General features: G+C 68.8%; 23 protein-coding genes and 1 tRNA gene. 14 read left to right on the forward strand and 10 right to left on the reverse strand.

Annotation, left to right across the window (positions count from 1 at the left end; all coding sequences use genetic code 11):
* Positions 1–63: 63 nt before the first annotated feature.
* Positions 64–924 carry a fumarylacetoacetate hydrolase family protein gene (locus tag ACGFIF_RS18135; RefSeq protein ID WP_393155716.1) on the forward strand — a complete coding sequence of 287 codons (861 nt, stop codon included), beginning with the start codon at positions 64–66 and terminating at the stop codon, positions 922–924.
* Between the two features lie 393 nt (positions 925–1,317).
* Positions 1,318–1,530: a hypothetical protein gene (locus tag ACGFIF_RS18140; protein ID WP_393155718.1), complete on the forward strand. Its 213-nt coding sequence runs from the start codon at positions 1,318–1,320 to the stop codon at positions 1,528–1,530.
* 19 nt (positions 1,531–1,549) lie between these two features.
* Here the strand turns inward: ACGFIF_RS18140 and ACGFIF_RS18145 are convergent, their stop codons facing one another.
* Genes ACGFIF_RS18145 through ACGFIF_RS18155 form a run of 3 tightly spaced genes read right to left on the reverse strand, consistent with a single transcriptional unit; the run spans position 1,550 to position 3,710 of the window.
* Positions 1,550–1,954, reverse strand: a complete 405-nt coding sequence (locus tag ACGFIF_RS18145) for a RidA family protein (RefSeq protein ID WP_393155719.1) — start codon at positions 1,952–1,954, stop codon at positions 1,550–1,552.
* A gap of 14 nt (positions 1,955–1,968) precedes the next feature.
* Complete coding sequence (locus tag ACGFIF_RS18150; protein ID WP_393155721.1) at positions 1,969–2,703, reverse strand: IclR family transcriptional regulator; 735 nt, start codon at positions 2,701–2,703, stop codon at positions 1,969–1,971.
* Positions 2,700–3,710, reverse strand: coding sequence for a sugar kinase (locus ACGFIF_RS18155; protein ID WP_393155723.1), 1,011 nt, complete (start codon positions 3,708–3,710; stop codon positions 2,700–2,702). Before ACGFIF_RS18155 ends, ACGFIF_RS18150 begins: the two co-directional genes overlap by 4 nt.
* Positions 3,711–3,856: 146 nt before the next feature.
* On the opposite strand from ACGFIF_RS18155, the gene ACGFIF_RS18160 reads away from it, so the two are divergent.
* From ACGFIF_RS18160 to ACGFIF_RS18175, 4 genes are read left to right on the forward strand one after another with little or no spacing between them, the layout of a single operon-like run.
* Positions 3,857–5,167: an amino acid deaminase gene (locus ACGFIF_RS18160; RefSeq protein WP_393155724.1), complete on the forward strand. Its 1,311-nt coding sequence runs from the start codon at positions 3,857–3,859 to the stop codon at positions 5,165–5,167.
* Position 5,168: 1 nt separating this feature from the next.
* Positions 5,169–6,770 (forward strand): amidohydrolase family protein, encoded by a 1,602-nt coding sequence (locus tag ACGFIF_RS18165; protein ID WP_393155726.1) that lies wholly within the window; start codon positions 5,169–5,171, stop codon positions 6,768–6,770.
* The gene (locus ACGFIF_RS18170) at positions 6,767–7,405 is read left to right on the forward strand and encodes a bifunctional 4-hydroxy-2-oxoglutarate aldolase/2-dehydro-3-deoxy-phosphogluconate aldolase (protein WP_393155727.1); all 639 of its coding nucleotides are present in this window, start codon (positions 6,767–6,769) and stop codon (positions 7,403–7,405) included. The genes ACGFIF_RS18165 and ACGFIF_RS18170 overlap by 4 nt, the downstream gene beginning before the upstream one ends.
* Positions 7,402–8,610 (forward strand): mandelate racemase/muconate lactonizing enzyme family protein, encoded by a 1,209-nt coding sequence (locus ACGFIF_RS18175; RefSeq protein WP_393155729.1) that lies wholly within the window; start codon positions 7,402–7,404, stop codon positions 8,608–8,610. The genes ACGFIF_RS18170 and ACGFIF_RS18175 overlap by 4 nt, the downstream gene beginning before the upstream one ends.
* On the opposite strand, the gene ACGFIF_RS18180 is transcribed toward ACGFIF_RS18175, so the two are convergent.
* Positions 8,593–9,711, reverse strand: a complete 1,119-nt coding sequence (locus tag ACGFIF_RS18180) for a hypothetical protein (RefSeq protein WP_393155730.1) — start codon at positions 9,709–9,711, stop codon at positions 8,593–8,595. The genes ACGFIF_RS18175 and ACGFIF_RS18180 overlap by 18 nt on opposite strands.
* 177 nt (positions 9,712–9,888) lie before the next feature.
* Here ACGFIF_RS18180 and ACGFIF_RS18185 point away from each other — a divergent pair, with 177 nt between their 5' ends.
* Together ACGFIF_RS18185 and ACGFIF_RS18190 are read left to right on the forward strand one after the other, a co-directional pair.
* Positions 9,889–10,923 (forward strand): alpha-hydroxy acid oxidase, encoded by a 1,035-nt coding sequence (locus ACGFIF_RS18185; RefSeq protein WP_393155732.1) that lies wholly within the window; start codon positions 9,889–9,891, stop codon positions 10,921–10,923.
* Positions 10,924–10,986: 63 nt separating this feature from the next.
* Positions 10,987–11,838: a methionyl-tRNA formyltransferase gene (locus ACGFIF_RS18190; RefSeq protein WP_393155734.1), complete on the forward strand. Its 852-nt coding sequence runs from the start codon at positions 10,987–10,989 to the stop codon at positions 11,836–11,838.
* Between the two features lie 77 nt (positions 11,839–11,915).
* On the opposite strand, the gene rplA is transcribed toward ACGFIF_RS18190, so the two are convergent.
* The 5 genes from rplA to ACGFIF_RS18215 form a co-directional block, all read right to left on the reverse strand.
* The gene (rplA, locus tag ACGFIF_RS18195; protein WP_393155735.1) at positions 11,916–12,638 is read right to left on the reverse strand and encodes a 50S ribosomal protein L1; all 723 of its coding nucleotides are present in this window, start codon (positions 12,636–12,638) and stop codon (positions 11,916–11,918) included.
* An 82-nt stretch (positions 12,639–12,720) separates the two neighbouring features.
* Positions 12,721–13,152, reverse strand: a complete 432-nt coding sequence (rplK, locus tag ACGFIF_RS18200; protein WP_132319511.1) for a 50S ribosomal protein L11 — start codon at positions 13,150–13,152, stop codon at positions 12,721–12,723.
* 9 nt (positions 13,153–13,161) lie between these two features.
* Positions 13,162–14,103 (reverse strand): transcription termination/antitermination protein NusG, encoded by a 942-nt coding sequence (gene nusG / locus ACGFIF_RS18205; protein WP_393156789.1) that lies wholly within the window; start codon positions 14,101–14,103, stop codon positions 13,162–13,164.
* 364 nt (positions 14,104–14,467) lie between these two features.
* The gene (gene secE, locus ACGFIF_RS18210) at positions 14,468–14,710 is read right to left on the reverse strand and encodes a preprotein translocase subunit SecE (protein ID WP_020388149.1); all 243 of its coding nucleotides are present in this window, start codon (positions 14,708–14,710) and stop codon (positions 14,468–14,470) included.
* A gap of 56 nt (positions 14,711–14,766) precedes the next feature.
* Positions 14,767–14,839 (reverse strand) — tRNA-Trp (locus tag ACGFIF_RS18215).
* A gap of 279 nt (positions 14,840–15,118) precedes the next feature.
* Here ACGFIF_RS18215 and ACGFIF_RS18220 point away from each other — a divergent pair.
* From ACGFIF_RS18220 to ACGFIF_RS18235, 4 genes are all read left to right on the forward strand, one after another.
* Positions 15,119–16,312, forward strand: coding sequence for a pyridoxal phosphate-dependent aminotransferase (locus tag ACGFIF_RS18220; RefSeq protein ID WP_393155738.1), 1,194 nt, complete (start codon positions 15,119–15,121; stop codon positions 16,310–16,312).
* 86 nt (positions 16,313–16,398) lie between these two features.
* Complete coding sequence (locus ACGFIF_RS18225; protein WP_393155741.1) at positions 16,399–17,433, forward strand: adenosine deaminase; 1,035 nt, start codon at positions 16,399–16,401, stop codon at positions 17,431–17,433.
* Positions 17,430–18,002, forward strand: a complete 573-nt coding sequence (locus ACGFIF_RS18230) for a histidine phosphatase family protein (protein ID WP_393155743.1) — start codon at positions 17,430–17,432, stop codon at positions 18,000–18,002. The genes ACGFIF_RS18225 and ACGFIF_RS18230 overlap by 4 nt, the downstream gene beginning before the upstream one ends.
* A gap of 16 nt (positions 18,003–18,018) precedes the next feature.
* Positions 18,019–19,389 (forward strand): TrpB-like pyridoxal phosphate-dependent enzyme, encoded by a 1,371-nt coding sequence (locus tag ACGFIF_RS18235; RefSeq protein WP_393155744.1) that lies wholly within the window; start codon positions 18,019–18,021, stop codon positions 19,387–19,389.
* Here ACGFIF_RS18235 and ACGFIF_RS18240 read toward each other — a convergent pair.
* Positions 19,386–19,898: a hypothetical protein gene (locus ACGFIF_RS18240; RefSeq protein ID WP_393155746.1), complete on the reverse strand. Its 513-nt coding sequence runs from the start codon at positions 19,896–19,898 to the stop codon at positions 19,386–19,388. The genes ACGFIF_RS18235 and ACGFIF_RS18240 overlap by 4 nt on opposite strands.
* 244 nt (positions 19,899–20,142) lie before the next feature.
* Between ACGFIF_RS18240 and ACGFIF_RS18245 the strand changes: the two genes are divergently transcribed.
* Complete coding sequence (locus ACGFIF_RS18245; protein ID WP_393155747.1) at positions 20,143–21,459, forward strand: hypothetical protein; 1,317 nt, start codon at positions 20,143–20,145, stop codon at positions 21,457–21,459.
* An 11-nt stretch (positions 21,460–21,470) separates the two neighbouring features.
* Positions 21,471–22,085, forward strand: a complete 615-nt coding sequence (locus tag ACGFIF_RS18250; protein ID WP_393155749.1) for a 2'-5' RNA ligase family protein — start codon at positions 21,471–21,473, stop codon at positions 22,083–22,085.
* Positions 22,086–22,260 lie beyond the last annotated feature (175 nt).

Here is a 22,260-nt window from a genome sequence, read left to right on the forward strand (position 1 = left end):
CACTAGCTGGACACCGTGGCACCTAGGCTGACCGCAGGTCTTGCCGATCACGTTGGGAGCGCCATGTCCGGTTCGGTCCAGGTGGGTTCCGTAAAGGTTGCCGGCGGCAATGAAGTGCCGGTGGTGCTCGACCCGGACCGCGGCGTGGTTCCGGCCGCCGAGCTGGGCTTCGACGGGGACCTGCTGTCGCTTCTCGGCCGGATCTCGCTGAGCGAGCTGGCTGTTGCCGCGCGGTCCGCGCCGGAGAGCTTCTTCCGCGATCCGGCCGGGTTCGAGTTCGCCGCGCCGTACCGGCAGCCGCGGAAGCTCTGGGGGATCGGGCTGAACTACTTGGAGCACGCCGGCGACCTGTCCGAGAACGTGCCGACCGAGCCGGCCTCGTTCATGAAGGGCGACCACACGATCATCGGGCCGGGCGATCCGATCCCGGTGCCGGCACAGAGCACCCGGACCACGGCCGAGGCCGAGCTCGGGCTGGTGATCGGGCGGGAGTGCTACCAGATCGAGGAGGACGAGGCGCTCGACTACGTGTACGGCGTGGTGCCGGTGCTGGACCAGACGGCCGAGGACATCCTGGAACGCAACCCGCGGTTCCTGACCCGGTCGAAGAACTTCCCGGGATTCTTCTCTTTCGGGCCCACGATCGTCGGACTGGACGCCGTACTGGCGCATTGGGGTTCGCTCGATGCCGTGGAGGTGTCGACGGTGCTCAACGGCTCGGTGCACCGGAGCAACACGGTGTCGAACATGGCCTTCAGCCCGGCGTTCCTGGTCAGCTTCCACAGCAAGGTGATGCCGCTCTTCCCCGGCGACATCATCTCCACCGGTACGCCGGGAGCGGTGCACATCAACCCTGGCGACGTGGCGGAGTGCCGCATCCCGGGCGTAGGCGTCCTCACCAACCCGGTGATCGCCGGCCGATGACGATCACCGAGTCCTGGCGGCAGATCGAGCGCTGGCTGGCGCAGTACGCGCCGGCGAGTCACGCCGTACTCGCGCCACCCGCCACCGACGCGGATCTCCAAGCCTGCAACGCCGTGATCGAGCTGCCGCCGGACCTGGTCGAGTCTCTCCGCTGCCACAACGGCCTCACCGAGTGGGCCAACATCCTTCCCGAGGGCCCACCCTCCAGCACGACCGAGATCGCGGCCAACTGGGAACTCCGGATGGACCTGGCCCCGGACTTCGACGGCTTCACCCGTCCACGCGCCCAACACCGATCCGTACTGGCATCCGTCCTGGGTCCCCTGGGCCGACTCCGAGGGCGACCTCCAGATCATCGACCTCCGCCCGGGCCCGTCCCACGGCCGCCTCGGCATGGCCTACCACGACGGCACCGCCGACTTCATCGACTCCTGGCCGAACCTCACGACCTACCTGCAAGCCGTAGTCCGCGCACTCCACAACGGCACCGGAGTGAGCGGCTGGTACCCGTACCTCACCACCCACAAAGAACTCTGGTGGGACCACGGCCCAGACAAGACGTCCGTCAACGACGAACCCCTCACCCGCCTCCCCGGCCAGAACTAGTCCAGAGCTAGCGGGAGAACTAGCTCAGGACGGCGAGGGCGTCGATTTCTACCAGCATGTCTTCGCGGGGGAGGCCGGTGAAGACGGTGGTGCGGGAGGGGAGGACGCCGCTGGGGGTGCGGGTGGAGAGGAACTCGGCGTACGCCTCGTTCATGGCGGCGAAGTGGTCGCGGGTGGTGAGGTAGCAGCGCATCATCACCACGTCGTCGAAGCTGCCGCCGCCGGCCGTCAGGATCGCCTCGATGTTCTGCAGGACGCGGGTGGTCTGGCCCTTCACGTCATCGGTGAAGACGAACTCGCCGGTGGCCGGGTCGACCGACCCTTGGCCGGACACCTGCAGGATGTTGCCCTTGCGGACACCCTGGGAGTACACCGGCATCGGCGCGGGGGCGTCGGTGGTGGAGACGGCGGTCTTGTCGGACATCAGGGTCATACCTCTCAGTTGTAGTCAGTACTGATCGCTGTGGTGGTGGCGAGCAGGTCGGGCAGGAGCTCGAGCACCTGCTCGTAGTTCAGCAGTACGTCGGGCACCGAGACCGACACGGCCCCGACGACCCGGCCGTCGTGGTCGGTGACCGGGGCGGCGATGCAGTTGATGAAGGACTCGTGCTCGGCCCGGTCCTGCGCCCACCCCTGAGCCCGGACCTCGTCCAGTTCGTCGCGCAGCGCCTCGGGCTCGGTGATCGTCTGCGGCGTGAACGCGTGGTAGTCGATCGACGCGAGCAACGCCTCCCGCTCACGCTTCGGCTGAGCCGCCAGCAACACCTTGCCCACGGCGGTGCAGTGCAGTGCAGCCGGTACGCCGACCTGCGAGTACATCCGCACCGACCGCACACTGTCGAGCTTGTCGATGTAGATCACCTCACCGTTCTCCCACGCCGCGAGATGCACGGTCTGCCCGGTCTTCTGGTTCAGCTGCCGCAGGTGCGGTGCAGCCACCGCCCGTACGACGTACTGTTCGCGAGCCGCATCCGCCAGCGAGAACAGTCGCGACCCCAACCGGTAGCGATGCGACTCGTCACGCCGTACGAACCTATCTGCCTCCATGGTCCGCAGCAGCCGCAGCACTGTCGTCTTGTGTACGTCGAGCTCCGTCGCGAGCTGGTCCAGCGACCGGTCCCCCTCACCCAAGCTGGCAAGGATCTGCAACGCCCTGGCAAGGCTCTGACTCATGGCAGCTTCACACCCGCTGGACCGACCCGCGTGGCGGCCCACTCCTCGTCAGAGCAGTTCAGCAGGGTCTTGCGGACAGCGGGGTCCAGCGGAGCCGCATGGTCCTCCGGCACGGCCAACACCGCAGCAGCACCCAGGTGTCCCTGCCGCAACCTCTGCTCCATCGGCAACCCCTGCAACGTCCCAGCAAGGAACCCGGCCGCGAAGGCGTCACCAGCGCCTACCGGCTCGACTACCTCAACGGTGAGCGCCGGCACCTCGGTACGACGGCCATCCGGCTCCAGCACGAGAGCAGTATGCGCGTCGTTCTTCATCACCAGCGTGGAGCGCGGACCAAGCAGCTCACGCAGCTCAGCGGGGTCACTGGTGCCTGCGAAGACCTGAGCCTCGTCAGCCCCGATCAGTACGACGTCAGCCGCCCGCAGCAACCGCCACAGCGGCTCGGGGTCCTTGTCCCGCCACAGCGCCGGGCGCCAGTTGAGGTCGACGCTCAGCTTGAAGCCATAGGTGCCACGTAGAGCCGCCAACCGCTCGAGCATCTCGGCAGCCGTGGCGGAGATCGCAGCGGTGATCCCGGTCGTGTGAACGAGCTCCGCGCTTTGAAGCCTGGCGCGGACTTCAGGCCGGTCCAGGAACGCCGGACTCATCGCCGAGGCAGCCGAGCCGGACCGGTAGTAGTGCATCCGCGACCGGCCGTCCGCGGAGTGCTTCACGTAGAGCGCGGTCGGTCGTTCCGGGTCCTCTTCGACGCCGCCGATCTCGACACCTCGCGCTTGCAAGTCACGCAGTACGTGCCGGCCGAACCCGTCGTCGCCGAGTCGCGAGATCCAACTGGTCGCGACCCCCAGGGCGGCCAGCCCACCGGCCACGTTGCACTCGGCCCCACCCACCGACCGCCGGAACGTCTCGACATCCTCCAGCAGACCACCCGCATCCCCGGCGAACATGATCATCGCCTCGCCGACACAGACCGCGGTCGGGGCCGTCTCACCAACGGGGTCGGACATCGGCACTCCTCGGTGGGCAGGTGATGGGATGGGTACCCGGAACAGACGTCCGTTGACGCGAGTTCCGGCGCGATGCTACAACCGTGGAGTCAGAATGCGCAATCACCATTGCGTATTCTGCAATCTCACTCACAGCAGAGGATCAGATGCCAGCCTCCTACGATGCAGACGCCCTCACCGCTCTTGCCGACCAGCAGGTGAGCTGGCAGGACAAGGCACTACCGCCCGCGTTCTGGGGCCGGACCGTCGCCGAGGTGCTGGCGGACAAGCCCCGGCTCTCCCAGTTGCCCACTCCCCTGCTGACGCTGTCCGCGCCCGGCCTGCGGCACAACGTGGACACCCTGGCCCGCTGGTGCGCCAACCACGGCGTCGAGCTGGCGCCACACGGCAAGACCACGATGGCGCCCGCCCTGTGGGCAATGCAGCTCGAGGCCGGCTCCTGGGCGATCACCCTCGCGAACGGCTTCCAGCTCGGCGTCGCCCGCGCGTACGGCGTCAGCCGAGTGCTGATCGCCAACGCCATCGTCTCCCCGCTGCAACTGCGCTGGATCGCCGACGAGCTCGCATCCGACCCCACGTTCGAGGTCCTGGTCTGGGCCGACTCGGTCCGCACCGTCGAGATCATGGAGGCGGCCCGATCGGCGTACGTCGGACCGGACGCGCGGCCCCTCGACGTCCTGGTGGAGGTCGGCGGACTCGACGGCCGGACCGGTGCCCGTGACGCCGAGACCGCACTGGCCGTCGGCGAGGCGATCGCTCAGGCATCGACATTGCGGCTCACCGGCGTCGCCGGGTACGAAGGCGCGATCGGTCACGGCGTCGACGAGGCCGAGCTCGAGGTGGTTCGCGCGTACCTCCGCGAGCTGGGCGGGATTCACACTCGCCTGCGGGACAAGGGCCTGTACGACGCGGACGTCGTACCGGTCGTGAGCGCCGGAGGCAGTCAGTACTTCGATGACGTCGCGCGAGTGCTGGCGCCGTTCGGTGAGGACGGCGCGCGGGTGGTGCTGCGATCGGGCGCGTACATCACGCATGACGACGGTATGTATCGCCGGCTCTCACCGCTCGGTGAGACGCCGCGGACGGATGGGGAACGACTGGTTTCCGCGATGCACGGCTGGGTCCGGATCACCTCGCAACCCGAGCCGGGGCTGGCGATCTTCGACGCGGGCCGACGTGACCTGCCGTTCGACCAGGATCTGCCCGAACCACAGCTGATCCGGCCGCGCGCGGACGGCGAGCCGGTGCTGAAGGCCGACGGGATGACCGTCGCCAAGCTGAACGACCAGCACGGCTACCTGCACTTCGACGGCGAACCGGTGGTCATCGGCGACGAGCTCAGAGTCGGACTTTCGCACCCGTGTACGGCGTTCGACAAGTGGGGACTGATCCCGGTCGTCGACGACCCGGACGCCGCCGACCCCGTCGTCGTCGACCTGGTCAGGACCTTCTTCTGACATGGCCGACCTGCTGATCAAGGGCGCGACCGTGCTGGACGGTTCCGGCGCTCCCGGCGTTCTCGCCGACGTGGCCGTGGACGGTGCGCGCATCGTGGCTATCGGCAACGACCTGCCGGCCGGCCGCCGGACGATCGACGCGGACGGACTGGCGCTGTCACCCGGGTTCATCGACATGCACGCGCATTCCGATCTGCAGATCCTGGCGAACCCGGACCACACGGCCAAGGTCAGCCAGGGCATCACGCTGGAGGTGCTCGGTCAGGACGGCCTGTCGTTCGCACCGATCGACGACCCGACCCGATCAACGCTCCGGCGTCAGATCGCCGGCTGGAACGGCGAACCGGACGACTTCGACTTCAGTTGGTCCACCGTCGGCGGGTACCTGGACCGGCTCGACCAGGGCATCGCCTGCAACGCGGCGTACCTGGTCCCGCAGGGCACACTGCGGATGATGGTCGTCGGCACCGAGAACCGCCCGGCCACTCGCGCCGAACTGGACGAGATGAAGCGGCTGCTCGCCGAGGGCCTGCAGCAGGGCGCGGCCGGCATGAGCAGCGGCCTCACCTACACCCCCGGCATGTTCGCGACGACCGACGAACTGGTCGAGCTGTGCACGGTGCTGGCTTCGTATGGCGGCTACTACAGCCCGCACCAACGGTCGTACGGCGAGGGCGCTTTGGACGCGTACGGCGAGATGGTCGAGATCGCCCGTCGATCCGGCTGCGCGCTGCACCTCACCCACGCGGTGATGAACTTCGAACCGAACCGCGGCCGCGGCGCCGACCTGGTGGCGATGATCGACAAGGCCGTCGCGAACGGGGTCGACGTGACCACCGACACGTACCCATACTTGCCGGGGGCAACGACGCTGGCAGCGATCCTGCCGAGCTGGACCGCCGAGGGTGGACCGGACGCGCAGCTGGCGCGACTCCGGGATCCCGCCTCCCGTGAGCGCATCGCCCACGAGATGGAGCAGGTGGGCTCGGACGGTTGCCACGGGTGCGTGACCGACTGGAACACCATCGAGATCGGCGGCGTGAAGAGCTCGTCGTTGAGCGGTGCTGTCGGCCAGACGATTGCCGCACTCGCCGAGTCGGCGCGCGAGGCACCGGCCGAGGTGTTCTTCGACCTGCTGATCAGCGACAACCTGGCGACCTCGATCCTGCAGCACGTCGGGCACGAGCAGAACGTCCGCGCGATCATGCGCCACTCCAGCCACACCGGCGGCTCGGACGCGATCCTGGTCGGGGCGAAACCGCATCCGCGCTCGTGGGGCACGTTCCCGCGCTATCTCGGCCGGTACGTCCGCGAGCTCGGCGTACTCGATCTCGCCGACTGCATCCATCACCTCACCGGCCGCCCGGCCCGGCGACTGCGGCTGACCGATCGCGGGCTGGTCCGGGAGGGGTATTACGCCGATCTCGTCCTGTTCGACCCGGCCACCGTGCGCGACACCGCGACCTTCGACGAACCCCGGCAACAGGCCGAGGGCATCCCCTACGTCTTCGTCAACGGCGTCCCTGTCATCGACGCCGGCCGCCGGACCGACGCACTGCCCGGCGGCGCTGTCCGTCGTCCTTCTGGAGAGGAAGCTCTATGACCACCACGCTGGATCTGCTCCGCACCGACCGCGTCCTGACCGTGGTCCGGGCACCGGAGATCTCCGACGCCCGCGACCTGTGCGCGGCCCTGGTTGCCGGCGGCATCCATGTCGTGGAGCTGACCTACACCACGCCTGACCTCCCGAAGCACCTCGAACGGGCCGCAACCACCGCTGCCGAGACCGGCGCGGTGGTGGGAGCCGGCACCGTCCAGACCGGCGCGCACGCGAAGCAGGCGATCGACGCCGGCGCCCAGTTCCTCGTCACGCCGGGCCAAGGCCCCGAGGCGGCAGCGATCGCCGAAGCCGCTCGCGCCGCCGGGATCCCCGTCGTACTCGGCGCGTTCACTCCGTCCGAGGTGATGACCGCTCTCGCCCTGGGCTCCGACGCGGTGAAGATCTTCCCGGCTCACCAACTCGGCCCGAAGTACTTCAAGGACCTGAACGGCCCGTTCCCCGGCGTACCGCTGATCCCGTCCGGTGGCGTCAACGCCGGCAACGCCCGTGACTTCCTCGCCGCCGGCGCCCTCGCCGTCAGCGCCGGCACGGACGTCGTCTCCCCCGCTGATGTGGCGGCCGGGAACTGGCAGGACATCACCACCAAGGCCGCCACGTTCTGCAAGGCTCTGCAATGAGAGTGACCGCGGTCGAGACCATTCGCCCGCGGATCCAGTCGAACCTGTGCTTCGTCCGGCTGCACACCGACACGGGCCTGACCGGTCTCGGTGAGTCCTTCTTCGGCGCACCCGCCGTGGAGACTCACATCCACGAGACCGTCGCACCACTTCTCCTCGGCATGGACGATCCCGCACCGCAGCGGGTGGCCGCACTGCTCACGCCGTACGTCGGCTATCAGGGCGGCGGCGCCGAACTCCGCGGCAACGGCGCCATCGACATCGCCTTGTGGGACCTGATCGGCAAGGCCACGGACCTGCCGTTGGCGCGGCTGCTCGGTGGACCGGTACGGGACCGCATCCGGACGTACAACACCTGTGCGGGTGGGCGTTACGTCAGCACCACGACGCGGCAGAACTCCTCGAACTGGGGTCTGCCCACCGATGCCGGCGAGTACGAGGACCTGTACGCGTTCCTGCACCACCCGGCCCGGCTCGCCCGCGAACTGTCGGACGAGGGCACCCGCGGGATGAAGATCTGGCCGTTCGACCAGGCCGCCGAGGAGAGCAACGGGACCGACATCTCGCCGCGGGCGCTCGCCGCCGGCCTGGACATCGTCGCGGCGATCCGCGCCGAGGTCGGGTTCGAGATGGACCTCATGATCGAGTTGCACGGATTGTGGACCCGGACGGCGGCCGCCAAGATCGCGCGGGCGCTGGCCGAATTCCGCCCGTACTGGATCGAGGACCCGCTCCGGCCCGACGCGGCCGACGCACTCGGCGTCCTGCGCGCGGAGATCGACATACCGATCGCCACCGGCGAGACCTGTATCGGTCGCCGCGGATTTCTCCCACTCTTCCAACGCGGCGCGGTCGACGTCGCGACCCTGGACATCGGCTGGACCGGCGGCATCACCGAAGCCGCCAAGATCGCCTCCCTGGCCGACGCCTACTCGGTCCCCATCGCCCCGCACGACTGCACCGGGCCGGTCTCCCTGGCCGTCGCGACTCACCTGGTCTGCAGCCAACCCAACGGCCTCCTCCAGGAAACCGCCCGGTCCTTCGTCCGCACCTGGTACCCGACTCTGGTGGAAGGCCTTCCGGAACTGATCCCGGGCGAGATCGTCGTACCGACTGCGCCAGGCCACGGTGTGCATGTCCGCGACAACCTGGTGCCCGACGATCTCGCCACCCAACGGATCTCCCGGCTATCCGATCAGCTCTAGCACCGGCCCTTCGTGCAGTGCTCGGTAGACCTTGTCGCGGAGTGCGTTCGCCTCTGCGTCGGTGAGGGTGCGGTCCACCGGTCTGAGGACCAGTCTGACCAGTACGTTCCGCTGACCCGGGGTCAGTTGGAGGCGATCACGGGCAGCCGGCGGCAGGTCGTCGTACGACGTCTCGCCGAGGACCTCAAGGGATTCCGCGGCGTCAGCGTCGGCGCCGAGTGCGTTGCGGACCTTGTCACCGAGCACCTCGGGTGAGACGTCGGCAGACGCGTCTACGACGACGGAGAGGTCGCGGCGGACCGGTGGCATGGAGGAGACGGGCTTGTACGGCGTCAGGTCGAGCATCTGGTCCGCTGCCCGCGGATCTGTCGATCTGAGCAGCCGGATGTCGCGGATGCCCTTGCGCAGCATCAGGAGGCGGTCCAGCCCCGGCCCCATGGCCAGACCGGTCCAGCTGGCGTCCAGACCGGCTCGTTGGAGGACATGCGGCGCCGCAACACCGCACTCACCGATCTCGATCCACTGGTCGTCGAGCAGTACGTCGATCTGGCGGCCGTGGATCGTGTACGGGTGGACTGCCGGCACTGTCCGGTACGTCTGGCCCGGCAGCACGGTGTCCACGAGCCGGGCGATCATGTCTTCCAGCTCGGGCTCTCCGACGGTGACGTTGCGGCTGATCCGCCAGAGGTCGAGCTGATGCGGCGTACCGGTGTGCTGCCAATCGACGGAGTCACGGCGGTAACAGATACCCGCACAGATCATCAGTACGTCGGACGACGAGGAGCCGGCCAGTTCACGCAGTGCCGGTGGGATCATCGCGGACGTGTGGCTGCGCAGTACTTCGCCCTCTGACGCGTAGCGGGTGTAGCGAGCCTCCCGGGTCACCGCGTCGCCGGCGTACCCGAGGTTGTCGTAGTTGTCGGCCAGTGTGACCACGGGATGGTCGCGTCTGGTCCAGATCTCGGTGTACGGCCAGGCGTGGCCCAGGGCCGTACGGATCGAGTCGACGATCAGCTGGATGGCATGGGGTCCCTGGGCCGGATCGGTGAGGTCGCGCAGGGCCAGGGCGTCGTGCAGTTCAAGCGGGGTAAGGACAGACATGGGTCTCGCTCCAAGGTGACGGTCTCGACGGGGGTCCACCCCGGTCGGCCGCGGTCACCTCAGGAGAGAGCGCAGCAGCAGCTCACCCCGTCGGCACCGTCGTGCCGGCCGGGGCGCAGAAATCGCCGCCCGTACTGCGCCATGCCTCCACTGTACCGGTCTGGGACGATAGGCCGCATGCGATGGATCGACACACTGGAAGCCGCAGCCGCCGAGAAGCTGCCCGAGGCCGTGCACCGGTATTACCGGCAAGGCGCGGCCGGCGGGGTCAGTGTGAGCGAGGCCGTCGCGGCCTGGTCGGCGTACCGCTTCCGGCCCCGTGTCCTGAACGACGTGTCCACGGTCGAGCTGGGTACGACGGTGCTCGGCACGCCGGTCGACGTACCGGTGCTGGTGGCGCCGTCGACCCTGCATCGGATGGCGGATCCGGACGGCGAGGTCGCGATGGCGACCGGTGTCGGTGCGGCGAACTCGCTGATCGGTCTGTCCAGCAACGCCGGTACGACGTTCGCCGACCTCGGGGCGACCGGTGTGCCGTGGTGGTTGCAGATCTACGTCGTGCGGAATCGCGAGATCACCGAGCGCATGCTGGACGCGGCGGTCGAGGCCGGCGCGCGGGCCGTCGTCCTGACCGTCGACACCCCGGTGGTCGGCCGCAAGGAGGACACCGGGGAGACCGTGTGGGATCTCGTCCAGCCCAGCCAGTTCCTGGCGAATCTGCCCGAAGGCGACTGGACCGACGCGGACCTGGCGAAGTCCGATGACCTGAGTCCGGACGTGATCGGCCGGCTCGCCGAGCGCACCGGGCTGCCCGTGGTGGTGAAAGGCGTGCTGCGCGGCGACGACGCCAAACGCTGCGCGGACGCGGGCGCGGCCGGCGTGATCGTGTCGAACCACGGCGGCCGCCAACTCGACGGATCCATCCCGACCGCGCAGGCACTGCCGGAGGTCGCGGAGGCGCTCGCGGGCACGAGCACCGAGGTGTACGTCGACGGCGGCATCCGTCGCGGCGAACACATCCTCACCGCGCTGGCGCTGGGTGCCCGAGCCGTCTTCGTCGGCCGCCCGGCCCTCTGGGCCCTCACCGTCGACGGCTCCGCCGGAGTCACCCGCCTCCTCACCGACCTGGGCACCGAGCTCGACCACTGCCTCCGGCTGGTCGGCTGCCCCCGCCCCGCCGACCTGACCCCCGACCTGGTAATCCGCACCTGACCCACCGGCCGGTGACCGGGGTGGCTCGTACGGTGGGGTGGAGGGCGCGAGAGGGGTGTAGGTGTGGAGCCGCTGCGGATTGTTTCGTTGAATGCTTATCCGGCCGGGTATCAGCTGGTTCATGATTTCGCGGAGCGGAACGGGCACGAGATCGTGCTGGTGGTGACGCTGCCGCACACGAGCCGGTACGGCGAGTCGGTCCGGCCGATGGTGCTGGATCTGCCGGAGCGGACCAACGCGCTGATCACCACCAAGCTGCGGACCGTCGCGGCCCCGGTGATCGAGACACTGCGACCGGACGTGATCATCTCGGCCGCGTTCCCGCGACTGATCCCGGCGGAGATCCTCGAGATCCCGAAGTACGGCGCGATCAACTGCCACCCGTCCCCACTGCCGGCCGGGCGCGGGCCGACACCCCAACGGCTGATCTACGAGGGTGACGACCGGGTCGGCGCGACCGTGCACCGGACCGCCGCCGAGTTCGACACCGGCGCGATCCTCGCGCAACGGATCGCGCCGCTACCGGACGATCTCAACGGCATCGGCATCATGCGCACCTGGCGCGCGCTCCTCACCGAATGCCTCGACGAGGCCGTCCCCCGCCTCGTCGCCGGCGACCCCGGCGAGACCCAGGACCCGGCCAAGGCGACCGAGGCGCCGTTCTTCACCGAGGCGGAGTACCTGCTCGACCTCACCGAACCGTCCGCAGTGGTACGGCGCAAGGCCGCCGCGCTGAACGTGACGTCGCCCGCGGCCAAGGTGCAGCTCGGCGGTACGACGTACGTGATCAGCCGGACGGACGTCGTACCGACGGAAGCGACCGCGGCGCCGGGCAGTGTGCTGGCGGAACACGAGGATGGCTGGACCGTGCAGACCGGCGACCTGGCGCTCCGGCTGACCCGGCACTCCCCTTAGCCAGCCACCAGAGCCGGCCACGGGGATGCAGAAAGGCCCCGGTCCGTAGACCGGGGCCTTCCAATGCTGGTGACGCTTTAGGCGTCAGCCGTCTCCTCGAGGAGGTTGCGGGTGAGGTTGGGGTCAACCTGGACACCCGGGCCCATCGTGGTGGAGACGACGGTCTTCCTGATGTAGCGGCCCTTGGAGCTGGCCGGCTTGAGCCGGAGGATCTCCTCCAGCGCGGCGCTGTAGTTCTCCACCAGCTGGGCCTCTTCGAAGGAGGCCTTGCCGATGATGAAGTGCAGGTTCGCGTGCCGGTCGACCCGGAACTCGATCTTGCCGCCCTTGATCTCGGTCACGGCCTTGGCCACGTCCGGGGTGACCGTACCGGTCTTCGGGTTCGGCATCAGACCGCGCGGGCCGAGGACGCGGCCGAGGCGGCCGACCTTGCCCATCAGGTCAGGGGTGGCGACGACGGCGTCGAAGTCGAGCCAGCCGTCGGTCACCTTCTTGATCATGTCGTCGTCGCCGACGAAGTCGGCGCCGGCGGCCTTGGCGGCCTCGGCCTTGTCACCGGTGGCGAAGACGAGGACCCGTGCCGTCTTGCCGGTACCGTGCGGAAGGTTGACGGTGCCGCGCACCATCTGGTCGGCCTTGCGGGGGTCGACCCCGAGGCGCATCGCGACGTCTACGGTCGAGTTGAACTTCTTGCCGCCGGCGGCCTCTTTGGCCAGCCGGATCGCCTCGAGCGGCGTGTACAGGTGGTCGAAGTCAATCTTGTCCGCGATCGTGCGGTAGGCCTTACTGCGCTGTGCCATTGGGTTTCCTCTCTGGGGTGTGGTCCACGGGCGGCGCTTCGCCCTGCCACAACTGCATGAAGTCTTGCTGCGGTGTACGGACTCAGCCGTCGACGGTGACGCCCATCGAGCGGGCGGTGCCCTCGATGATCTTCATCGCGGCGTCGATGTCGCGGGCGTTCAGGTCCGGCATCTTGGTGGTGGCGATCTCGCGGACCTGGTCCTTGGTGATCTTGCCGACCTTGTCGCGCTGCGGGACGGCCGAGCCCTTCTGCAGACCGGCGGCCTTCTTGATCATCTCCGGCGCCGGCGGCGTCTTGGTGATGAAGGTGAAGGAACGGTCTTCGTAGATGGTGATCTCGACCGGCACCACGTTGCCGCGCATGGACTCCGTCTGGGCGTTGTACGCCTTGCAGAACTCCATGATGTTGACGCCGTGCGGACCGAGCGCGGTACCGACCGGCGGGGCCGGCGTCGCGGCACCGGCCTGGAGCTGCACCTTGACCAGGGCAGCGATCTTCTTCTTGGGAGGCATTTCGGGTCCTTAGACTTTCTGGATCTGGCTGAAGCTGAGTTCCACCGGGGTCTCCCGGCCGAAGATCTCCACCAGCGCCTTGATCCGCTGGGCGTCGGCATTGATCTCCGTGATCGTGGCGTGCAGGGTCGCGAACGGCCCGTCGACCACCATGACCGAGTCGCCGACACCGAAGTCCGCAACCTCGACCTTCTTCTTGGCCGCGGTCTTGGTCGGTGCGGCGCCGGCCTCGGCTGCCGCTGCCTCGGCCGCCGCCACGACGGCCGGAGCAAGCATCTTCTCCACCTCTTCGAGGCTGAGCGGGACGGGCTTCTGGCTGTTCCCGACGAAACCGGTCACCGACGGCGTGTGCCGCACGGTCGACCAGGACTCGTCGGTCAGGTCCATCCGGACCAGCACGTAACCCGGGAGCACGGTGCGCTTCACCATCCGGCGCTGCCCGTTCTTGATCTCGGCGACCTCCTCGGTCGGCACGATGATCTCGAAGATGTAGTCCTCCATGTTCAGGGAGTTGATCCGGTTCTCCAGGTTGCCCTTGACCCGGTTCTCCATCCCCGAATAGGTGTGGACGACGTACCAGTCGCCGATCTGCGAACGCAGCCGGCTGCGCAGCTCCTCGAGCGGGTCGCCCGGCTCCTCGGGCTGCGCTTCCTCGGGCTCGTCGGCCTGCGCGGCGGCGGCCGCGGCCGCGACAGCGAAGGCTTCCATGTCGGCGTCGTCGGCGGGCTCGTCCTCGTCGGACTCGTCGTCCGCGGTCAGGCTCGCGGCGGCCGCCGTACCGGAGTCGGCGTCGCCGGCGGAGAAGACCACCTCGTCGGCGACCGGCTCCTCGTCGGTGTCCTCGACCGCCGTCTCGGCGGTCTCGGCGGCCAGCTCGTCGGCGGCGTCCTCGACGTCGGACGCGGTCACGACCTCGTCGTCCTCGGCGGCATCGGCGGCGGCGACCACCACGACGGGCTCGTCGTCGGAGTCGTCCGCGTCGGCCGGGCCCTCCTCGGCCTCGTCGTCGGCGGTGTACTCCTCGGCTTCGTCCTCGATCGCGATCTCGTCATCCTCATCGTCGTCATCGGTGTCGAGATCCGCGAACAGGTCGTCATCGTCGTCGGAGTCGTCGTCCAGGTCGAGATCAAGGTCCAGGTCGATCTCGTCGTCGGAGTCAGCGGATACGTCGAACTCGTCCTCGAAGTCGAGGACCTCGTCGTCACGCTCGGACACGTTGTACTCCGTCATCTCTTGCATCGGGTCTTGTCTGCTTCGGGTCGGGCCGCGGCCCGGGACCCCCGGCTCAGGTGTTCGTGGGCGGCTGCGAACTGTCTCAGCCGAAGATCTTGAACATCGCCCAACCGAAGGCGAGGTCGAGAACCGAGACGATCGCGATGACGAACACCACGAAGGTCAGGACGACCACGAAGTAGGTGGAGAGCTGCTTGCGAGTCGGCCAGACGACCTTGCGGAGCTCGGCAACCACCTGGCGGTAGAAGCGCAGCAGGCGGTTGCCCGACTTGCTCTCCGCAGGCTTGCCGGCGCCGGACGGTGCCGGGGTGCGCGTCTCCGTCACGACCTAACCTCTTTCGCTAGCGGCGGCCTGACCGGCCCTGCGCCGGTCAGGATTTGCAGGGCACGAGGGACTTGAACCCCCAACCTTCGGTTTTGGAGACCGATGCTCTGCCAGTTGAGCTAGTGCCCTCTGCAATCCTCCGGACGCCGCGGGACCTGATCTCGGGCATGCCGAGTCAGGGCCTCCAACGCCCGGACTAGAAGAGTGTACGGGTTCGGGGCCACCTGGTCGAACTGAGGCCCTGCCCGTACGACCCCCTCCCGGGCGTCGCACCGCGACGAGAACCATACAGCCTCCACCCGGTCCCAACGGACCACACCCCCACCGCGTTCCCGGATCGTGGACGACGTGCCGCGGCCGCCCGGCCCCGAGTACGTGCGGCCGACCGACAGTGCCAGGATGGGCACCATGGGTTCCAGGGTTTCGGCGCGGATCGGCGCCATCAGTGAGTCGGCGACGCTCGCGGTCGACAGCAAGGCGAAGGCGCTCAAGGCGGCCGGGCGACCGGTGATCGGGTTCGGGGCCGGTGAGCCGGACTTCCCGACGCCGGACTACATCGTCGAGGCGGCCGTCGAGGCGGCCCGCGATCCGAAGAACCACCGCTACAGCCCGGCCGGCGGCCTGCCGGAGCTGAAGCAGGCGATCGTCGCCAAGACCAAGCGCGACTCCGGCTACGAGATCGAGGCCGCCCAGGTGCTGGTCACCAACGGCGGCAAGCACGCGGTCTACAACACGTTCGCGACGCTGCTCGACCCGGGTGACGAGGTGCTGCTGCCGGCGCCGTACTGGACGACGTACCCGGAGACCATCCGGCTGGCCGGCGGCGTACCGGTCGAGGTGCTCGCCGACGAGACGCAGAACTACTGCGTCACCATCGAGCAGCTCGAGGCGGCCCGGACCGAGAAGACCAAGGCCCTGCTGTTCTGCTCGCCGTCCAACCCGACCGGCGCGGTGGACAGCCCGGAGGCGATCGAGGCGATCGGCCGCTGGGCGCTCGAGCACGACCTCTGGGTGATCACCGACGAGATCTACGAGCACCTGACGTACGGCGACACGACGTCGACCTCGATCCCGGTCGCCGTACCGGAGCTGGCGGACAAGACCGTCGTGCTGAACGGTGTCGCCAAGACCTACGCGATGACCGGCTGGCGAGTCGGCTGGATGATCGGCCCGAAGGACGTGATCAAGGCCGCGACGAACCTGCAGTCGCACCAGACCTCGAACGTCTGCAACGTCGCCCAGCGGGCCGCGATCGCCGCGCTGACCGGGGACCTGAGCGCGGTCGACGAGATGAAGAAGGCGTTCGACCGCCGCCGCCAGACGATGGTGAAGCTGCTGAACGAGATCCCCGGTGTCGAGTGCCCGGAGCCGACCGGGGCGTTCTACGCGTACCCGTCGGTCAAGGGCGTGCTCGGTAAGGAGATCGCGGGCCGCACTCCGACGACGTCGGCGGAGCTGGCCGAGGTCATCCTGGACGAGGCCGAGGTGGCCGTCGTACCGGGTGAGGCGTTCGGTGCGCCCGGATACCTGCGGCTGTCGTACGCGCTCGGCGACGCGGATCTGGCCGAGGGCGTCGGCCGGATCGCCAAGCTGCTGAGCTGAGCGTCGGGACTGAGATGAGGGCCGTCCATCCGCAGGGTGGACGGCCCGATTTCTGTCCGGGCGCTGTCCCTCGGTAACCTTCTGTGATGACGCATCGGGATCTGCGGGTGCTGCCGAAGGCGCATCTGCATCTTCACTTCTCGGGCTCGATGCGGCACCTGACGCTGGTCGAGCTGGCGGACAAGCACGGCGTCCGGTTGCCCGACGCGCTGCGCACCGACTGGCCGCCGGAGCTGTCGGCGGCGGACGAGCGCGGCTGGTTCCGGTTCCAGCGGCTGTACGACATCGCCCGGTCGGTGCTGCGCACGGAGGACGACGTACGGCGCCTGGTCCGGGAAGCGGCCGAGGACGACCGGGCCGACGGCTCCCGCTGGCTCGAGATCCAGGTGGACCCGTCGGGGTACGCGAACCGCTTCCACGGCATCACCGAGTTCACCGACCTGGTCCTGGACGCAGCCCGGGACGCGGCCGCCTCGACCGGCATCGCCGTCCAGGTGGTGATCGCGGCCAACCGCACCCGCCACCCGCTCGACGCCCGCACGCTGGCTCGGCTCGCTTCGCAGTACGTGGGGCGCGGTGTGGTCGGTTTCGGCCTGTCGAACGACGAGCGGCGCGGGACGACGTCGGAGTTCGCGCCGGCCTTCCGGATCGCTCGCAACGCCGGACTGCTCTCCACACCGCACGGTGGTGAGCTGTGCGGCCCCGCCACCGTCCGGACCTGCCTGGACGAGCTGGGAGCCGGCCGGATCGGCCACGGCGTCCGGTCGATCGAGGACTCCGACCTCCTGAAGCGGATCGTCGACGCACAGGTCGCCCTGGAGGTCTGCCCAGCCTCCAACGTCTCCCTCGGCGTCTACCGCAGCGCCGAGGAGGTGCCCCTCCGGCAGCTCTACGAGGCCGGCGCCCGAATCGCCCTAGGCGCCGACGACCCCCTCCTCTTCGGCTCCCGCCTGGCCGAACAGTACGAAACAGCCCGCACAGTCCACGCCTTCACCGACGAAGAACTAGCCAACCTGGCCCGCAGCTCCGTCCTCGCCTCCACCGCCCCCGCCGACATCCAGAAAACCCTCCTCACCGACATCGACAACTGGCTCGGCGTCACCGCCCCCGCCCTGGCGTGAAAGCCGTCTACCTGGCCCGGCACGGCCAGACGGAGTGGAACGTCGAGGGCCGGAAGCAGGGACGGCTCGACTCGCCGCTGACGCCAGAGGGGCTCGCTCAGGTACGTCGCAACGCCCGGCTGATCGGCAAGGAAGAGGTCGACGCCATCTACGCCAGCCTGCTCGGGCGGGCCTACACAACGGCAGAGGTCTTCGCGACAGCGCTTGGGTTGCCGCTGCACGTGCTCGACGATCTCAGCGAGGTCGACCACGGTGAGTGGTCAGGACTCACCACGGCAGAGGTCGAGGCGGGCTGGCCGGGGCAGTTGTTGGTCCGGCAGCGTGCGAAGTACGACTTCCGGTTCCCGGGTGGCGAGAGCTATGCGGATGCCGACGGACGGGCCGGGCGGGCGCTGGCGGAGGTGGCGCGGTCGGGAGCACGGCGGCCGCTGCTCGTCTCGCACGAGATGATCGGGCGGATGCTGCTGAAGCAGTTGGGTGTGCCCGATGCGCTGGCGCGCAGCCAGCCGTCCGACGTTTTCTACCGCGTCACAATCGGTGACCAGGGCATTGTCGTGGAGACGCTGTGAGACTTACGTTGCGTGCATGACGCCGACGAAGATCTTGTTGCCTGAGGATGAGTTGCCGACGCGTTGGTACAACGTGCTGCATGATCTGCCGACGCCGCCGCCGGCGGTGTTGCATCCGGGGACGGGGCAGCCGGTGGGGCCGGATGATCTGGCTCCGTTGTTCCCGATGGATCTGATCCTGCAAGAGGTGTCGCAGGACCAGTACGTCGACATCCCGGGCGAAGTGCTCGACGTCTACAGGCTCTGGCGGCCGAGCCCGCTCTACCGGGCGCACCGGCTGGAGAAGGCGCTCGACACCCCGGCCCGGATCTACTACAAGTACGAGGGCGTCTCCCCGGCCGGGTCGCACAAGCCGAACACCGCCGTACCGCAGGCCTACTACAACGCCAAGTCCGGTGTCCGGAAGCTCACCACCGAGACGGGTGCCGGCCAATGGGGTACGGCGCTCGCCTTCGCCTGTGCGCAGTTCGGGCTGGAGTGCGAGGTCTGGCAGGTCAGGGCGTCGTACGACCAGAAGCCGTACCGCCGGACGATGATGGAGGTCTTCGGCGCGACCGTGCACCCGAGCCCGTCGGACCTCACCGAGGCGGGACGCAAGATCCTGGCCGGCGATCCCGACTCCCCTGGTTCGCTCGGTATCGCGATCAGTGAGGCGGTCGAGGCCGCCATACAGGACGAGACCGTGCACTACGCGCTCGGCTCGGTGCTCAACCACGTGCTGCTGCACCAGACGATCATCGGCGAGGAGGCGCTGATCCAGCTCGCCATGGTCGGTGAGACGCCGGACCTGCTCGTCGGCTGCACCGGCGGCGGCTCGAACTTCGGCGGTCTCGCGTTCCCGTTCCTGCGGGAGAAGTGGGCCGGCCGGATGGCGCCGATCATCCGCGCGGTCGAGCCGGCCGCCTGCCCGTCGCTGACGCAGGGGACGTATGCGTACGACTTCGGCGACACGATCGGGATGACGCCGCTGATGAAGATGCACACCCTCGGCCACGACTTCGTCCCCGACCCGATCCACGCCGGCGGGCTGCGGTACCACGGGATGAGCCCGCTGATCAGCCACCTCTACGAGACCGGTGAGATCGAGGCCGTCGCCAAGCAGCAGTCGGAGTGCTTCGCCGCCGGTGTGCAGTTCGCCCGCACCGAGGGCATCGTGCCGGCCCCCGAGCCCACGCACGCACTGGCCGCCGCGATCGAGGAAGCCCTGCTCTGCAAGGAGTCCAGCGAGGAGAAGGTCATCCTCACCGCCCTCTGCGGCCACGGCCATCTCGACCTGGCCGCGTACGACGCCTACCTCACCGGCGCCATGACGGACCGGTCCTGGGACGACGCCGACATCCAGGCTTCGGTGGCACAGGCCCTCTCGCGGCTACCAGCGGTCAACTAGCGCCCACCGCGCTTCCACCAGGGTTTGGGCTGCTTGGCGACTGCTGTCAGCCAGTCCGCCGGGATGGCCCACCCCCTGGTGCTGAGTGCCTCGAAGTACTGCGCTTTGAGGCTGTCAGGCAACCAGTACGTCGCACTGCTCCGGTCAGCGACCTCGAAGTACGTCGTGCGATGCCCAACACTCCACACCGTCGCCAGGTTGGAGCAGTACGCAAGCCGCACGTAGTCCCACCGTGCCTGCTCGTCCGACAGGTCGTAGGCGCGCTCGGTCACCTGCAACAGCCGCCGCTTCGGCCGGGGCTCCTGCTCGATTCCCTCGATGAGTCCCTGCACCAGCGCCCGGTCCGCTGTCAGCTCATCCGGCAGCCGCATCCCCACGGGATCCAGTACGGCCGACCCCACTCGCGGACCCGCCACCTCCAGAAACACCTCCAACAGCGCCAGCCCCTCCTCAGCCCGCACAAACCGCGAGAGCTCCGCATCCAACGTCGTCACTGCTTCCTCGGCCACAGCAGGACCCTAATCTGCCCCGGTCTGCCCGCATCTGCCCCGCCTGCTTACGCTCAGCTAGCCCGTCTCGACCCACCCAGCTGCCCCGGACAGCGGCCACCGGGCGTGTCGGCATCGCCGGAAAGCCCTTCCGCAGCGGGGATTCCGGGGCATCCCGGGGCATCGCGGGGCAGCTTGGGGCAGATCATCCACAGACCCGGCTTTCGTGGTCGCGGACGGTGTTCGGGCACCTACAATTACCGCCATGCCAGAGCCCAACGAACTGCTGCGAGCCGCCCGGGAGCGGACGGCGTCGCGGCGCGCGCCCGGTGAGCAGATGTCCCGGGCCGAACTCGCGGAGGCCGTCTGCAGCTGGCTGTGGGAGACCACCGAGACGAAGTACGAGCTGGACGGGCACTACATCGCGAAGCTCGAGCGTGGTGCGGTCCGCTGGCCCGGAGCGGCGTACCGGTCGGGGCTGCGGTACGTCCTGAACGTCGCCGACGACGGCGAGCTGGGGTTCGTCCCGCCGGGCGGTCCCGGCAGTGTCGATCCCGAGCCCGGTACCAGTTCGATGCTCGGTCTGGAGGACGACCTGGTGCAGGCCGGCGACGAGTCGGTCGCGCTACTCGCCCTCGCCGAGGAGTCGAACGTCGGTGAACTGACCGTCGAACAGCTGCACGCGGACATCCTGCGGATCACCCAGAACTACCTGCGGACGCCGACCAAGGCGCTGTTCGTCCGCAGCCGCGCCGTCCGGGACCGTGCCTTCCGCCTGCTCGCCGGACGCCAGCCACCGAACCAGACCCGCGACCTGTACGCGACAGCCGGCTGGGCGCTGACCCTGCTCGGCTGGATGGCGGTGGACCTCGGCCGGCCGGACGTCGCCGAGAGCCACACCCGGACGGCGTGGGCCTGCGCCGAGGCCGCCGATCGCGACGACCTCCGTGCCTGGGTCCGTGCCACCCAGCACACGGCCGCGTTCTGGCAGGACGACTTCGCCCGGGCGGCGTCGTACGCGCAGGACGGGCTGCAGTTCGCCCGCGGCAGCTCGACCCTGTTTCTCGCGAGTGTGTCGGCAGTGGACCTGGCCCGGTCCGGGCGTCACGCCGAAGCCCGCGAAGCCCTGGCCATCGCGAAACGCACCACGGTCCGCACCGATGTTCCCGAGCTCGGCGGCCCGTTCCTGTGTACGCCGGAACGCGCAGCGGGCATCTGGTCCGACGCGCACCTGGCGCTCGGCGAGGCGGAGGAGACGTTGAAGCACGCGGACCACGGCGTCGCGATGTTCGAGGCCGCACCGCATGCGGTCCGCAACTTCGGCTCCGAACGCATGGTCCGGCTGCAACTCGCCAAGGCCCATCTGCAACTCGGTGAGCTGGACGGCGCGACCGAGGCGGTCGCGGCGGTGCTCAGCACACCGGTCGAGTACCGCGTCCGTCCACTCATCCACCGCATCAGCGAGGTCGCCGCCCTCACTCGGCTCAGCCGGCACGCGACCGATCCCAAGGCCCTCGCTCTGCACGACTCGATCCGTGTCTTCATCCGTCACCCCGCCAGTCGGGCGACGCCCAGCAAGTAAGAGGAGTACTGATGTTCGAAGAAGTTCGCGACCACTGGTACTGGCGGCCGGGCTGGCGCGCCGACCGCAGCTTCTACACCTGGCACATCACCTTCGAAGGGCGCGAGGAGATCGCTGCGCTCCACGCGTCGTACGCCGATCTGATCGACGACCTCCCCGGCTTCACACCCGTGCCGCTGGAATGGCTGCACCTCACCCTGCAGGGCGTCGGCTTCACCGACCGCGTACCGGAGGCCGACCTGGCCGACATCATCGACGCCACCCGCCCCCGCGTCGCGAACCTGGGATCCTTCCCGGTCACCGTCGGCCCGGCCGTGCTCGACCCCGAAACCATCCGGCTCCCGGTCCGCCCGATCGAACCCCTGCAATACCTCCGCGACCTCACCCGCGCCGCCATTACGGACGTCTGGGGCGACGACGCCGTCCCCGAACTCCCCGAGCTCGACCCCCACATCACCCTCGCCTACAGCAACCACAACGCCCCCGCCGCCCCACTAACCACCCGCCTACTGGCCCACGACCCGCACTCCACAGCCCTCTCCATCACCACCCTCACCCTCATCACCCTCACCCGAACCCACCACCTCTACCACTGGAAACCCCACCTCACCCTGGAACTCACCTAACAACCCCACCTGGCCTCCGAGTTCCGGTCATGAGACCTCACATCCTCACTGACCGGGAACGCAAGCGTCTCGGCCGCTGCCGGCTGTGCACTCCACCGCGGTCACGCCGCGCCGACACTGCCGCGGCGGCCTCCAAATTATGTTGCCAAGCGCAACCACCCCACTGTGCCCAGAC

This window comes from Kribbella sp. NPDC049174, from assembly GCF_043197365.1.
In the GTDB taxonomy this organism is placed as follows: domain Bacteria; phylum Actinomycetota; class Actinomycetes; order Propionibacteriales; family Kribbellaceae; genus Kribbella.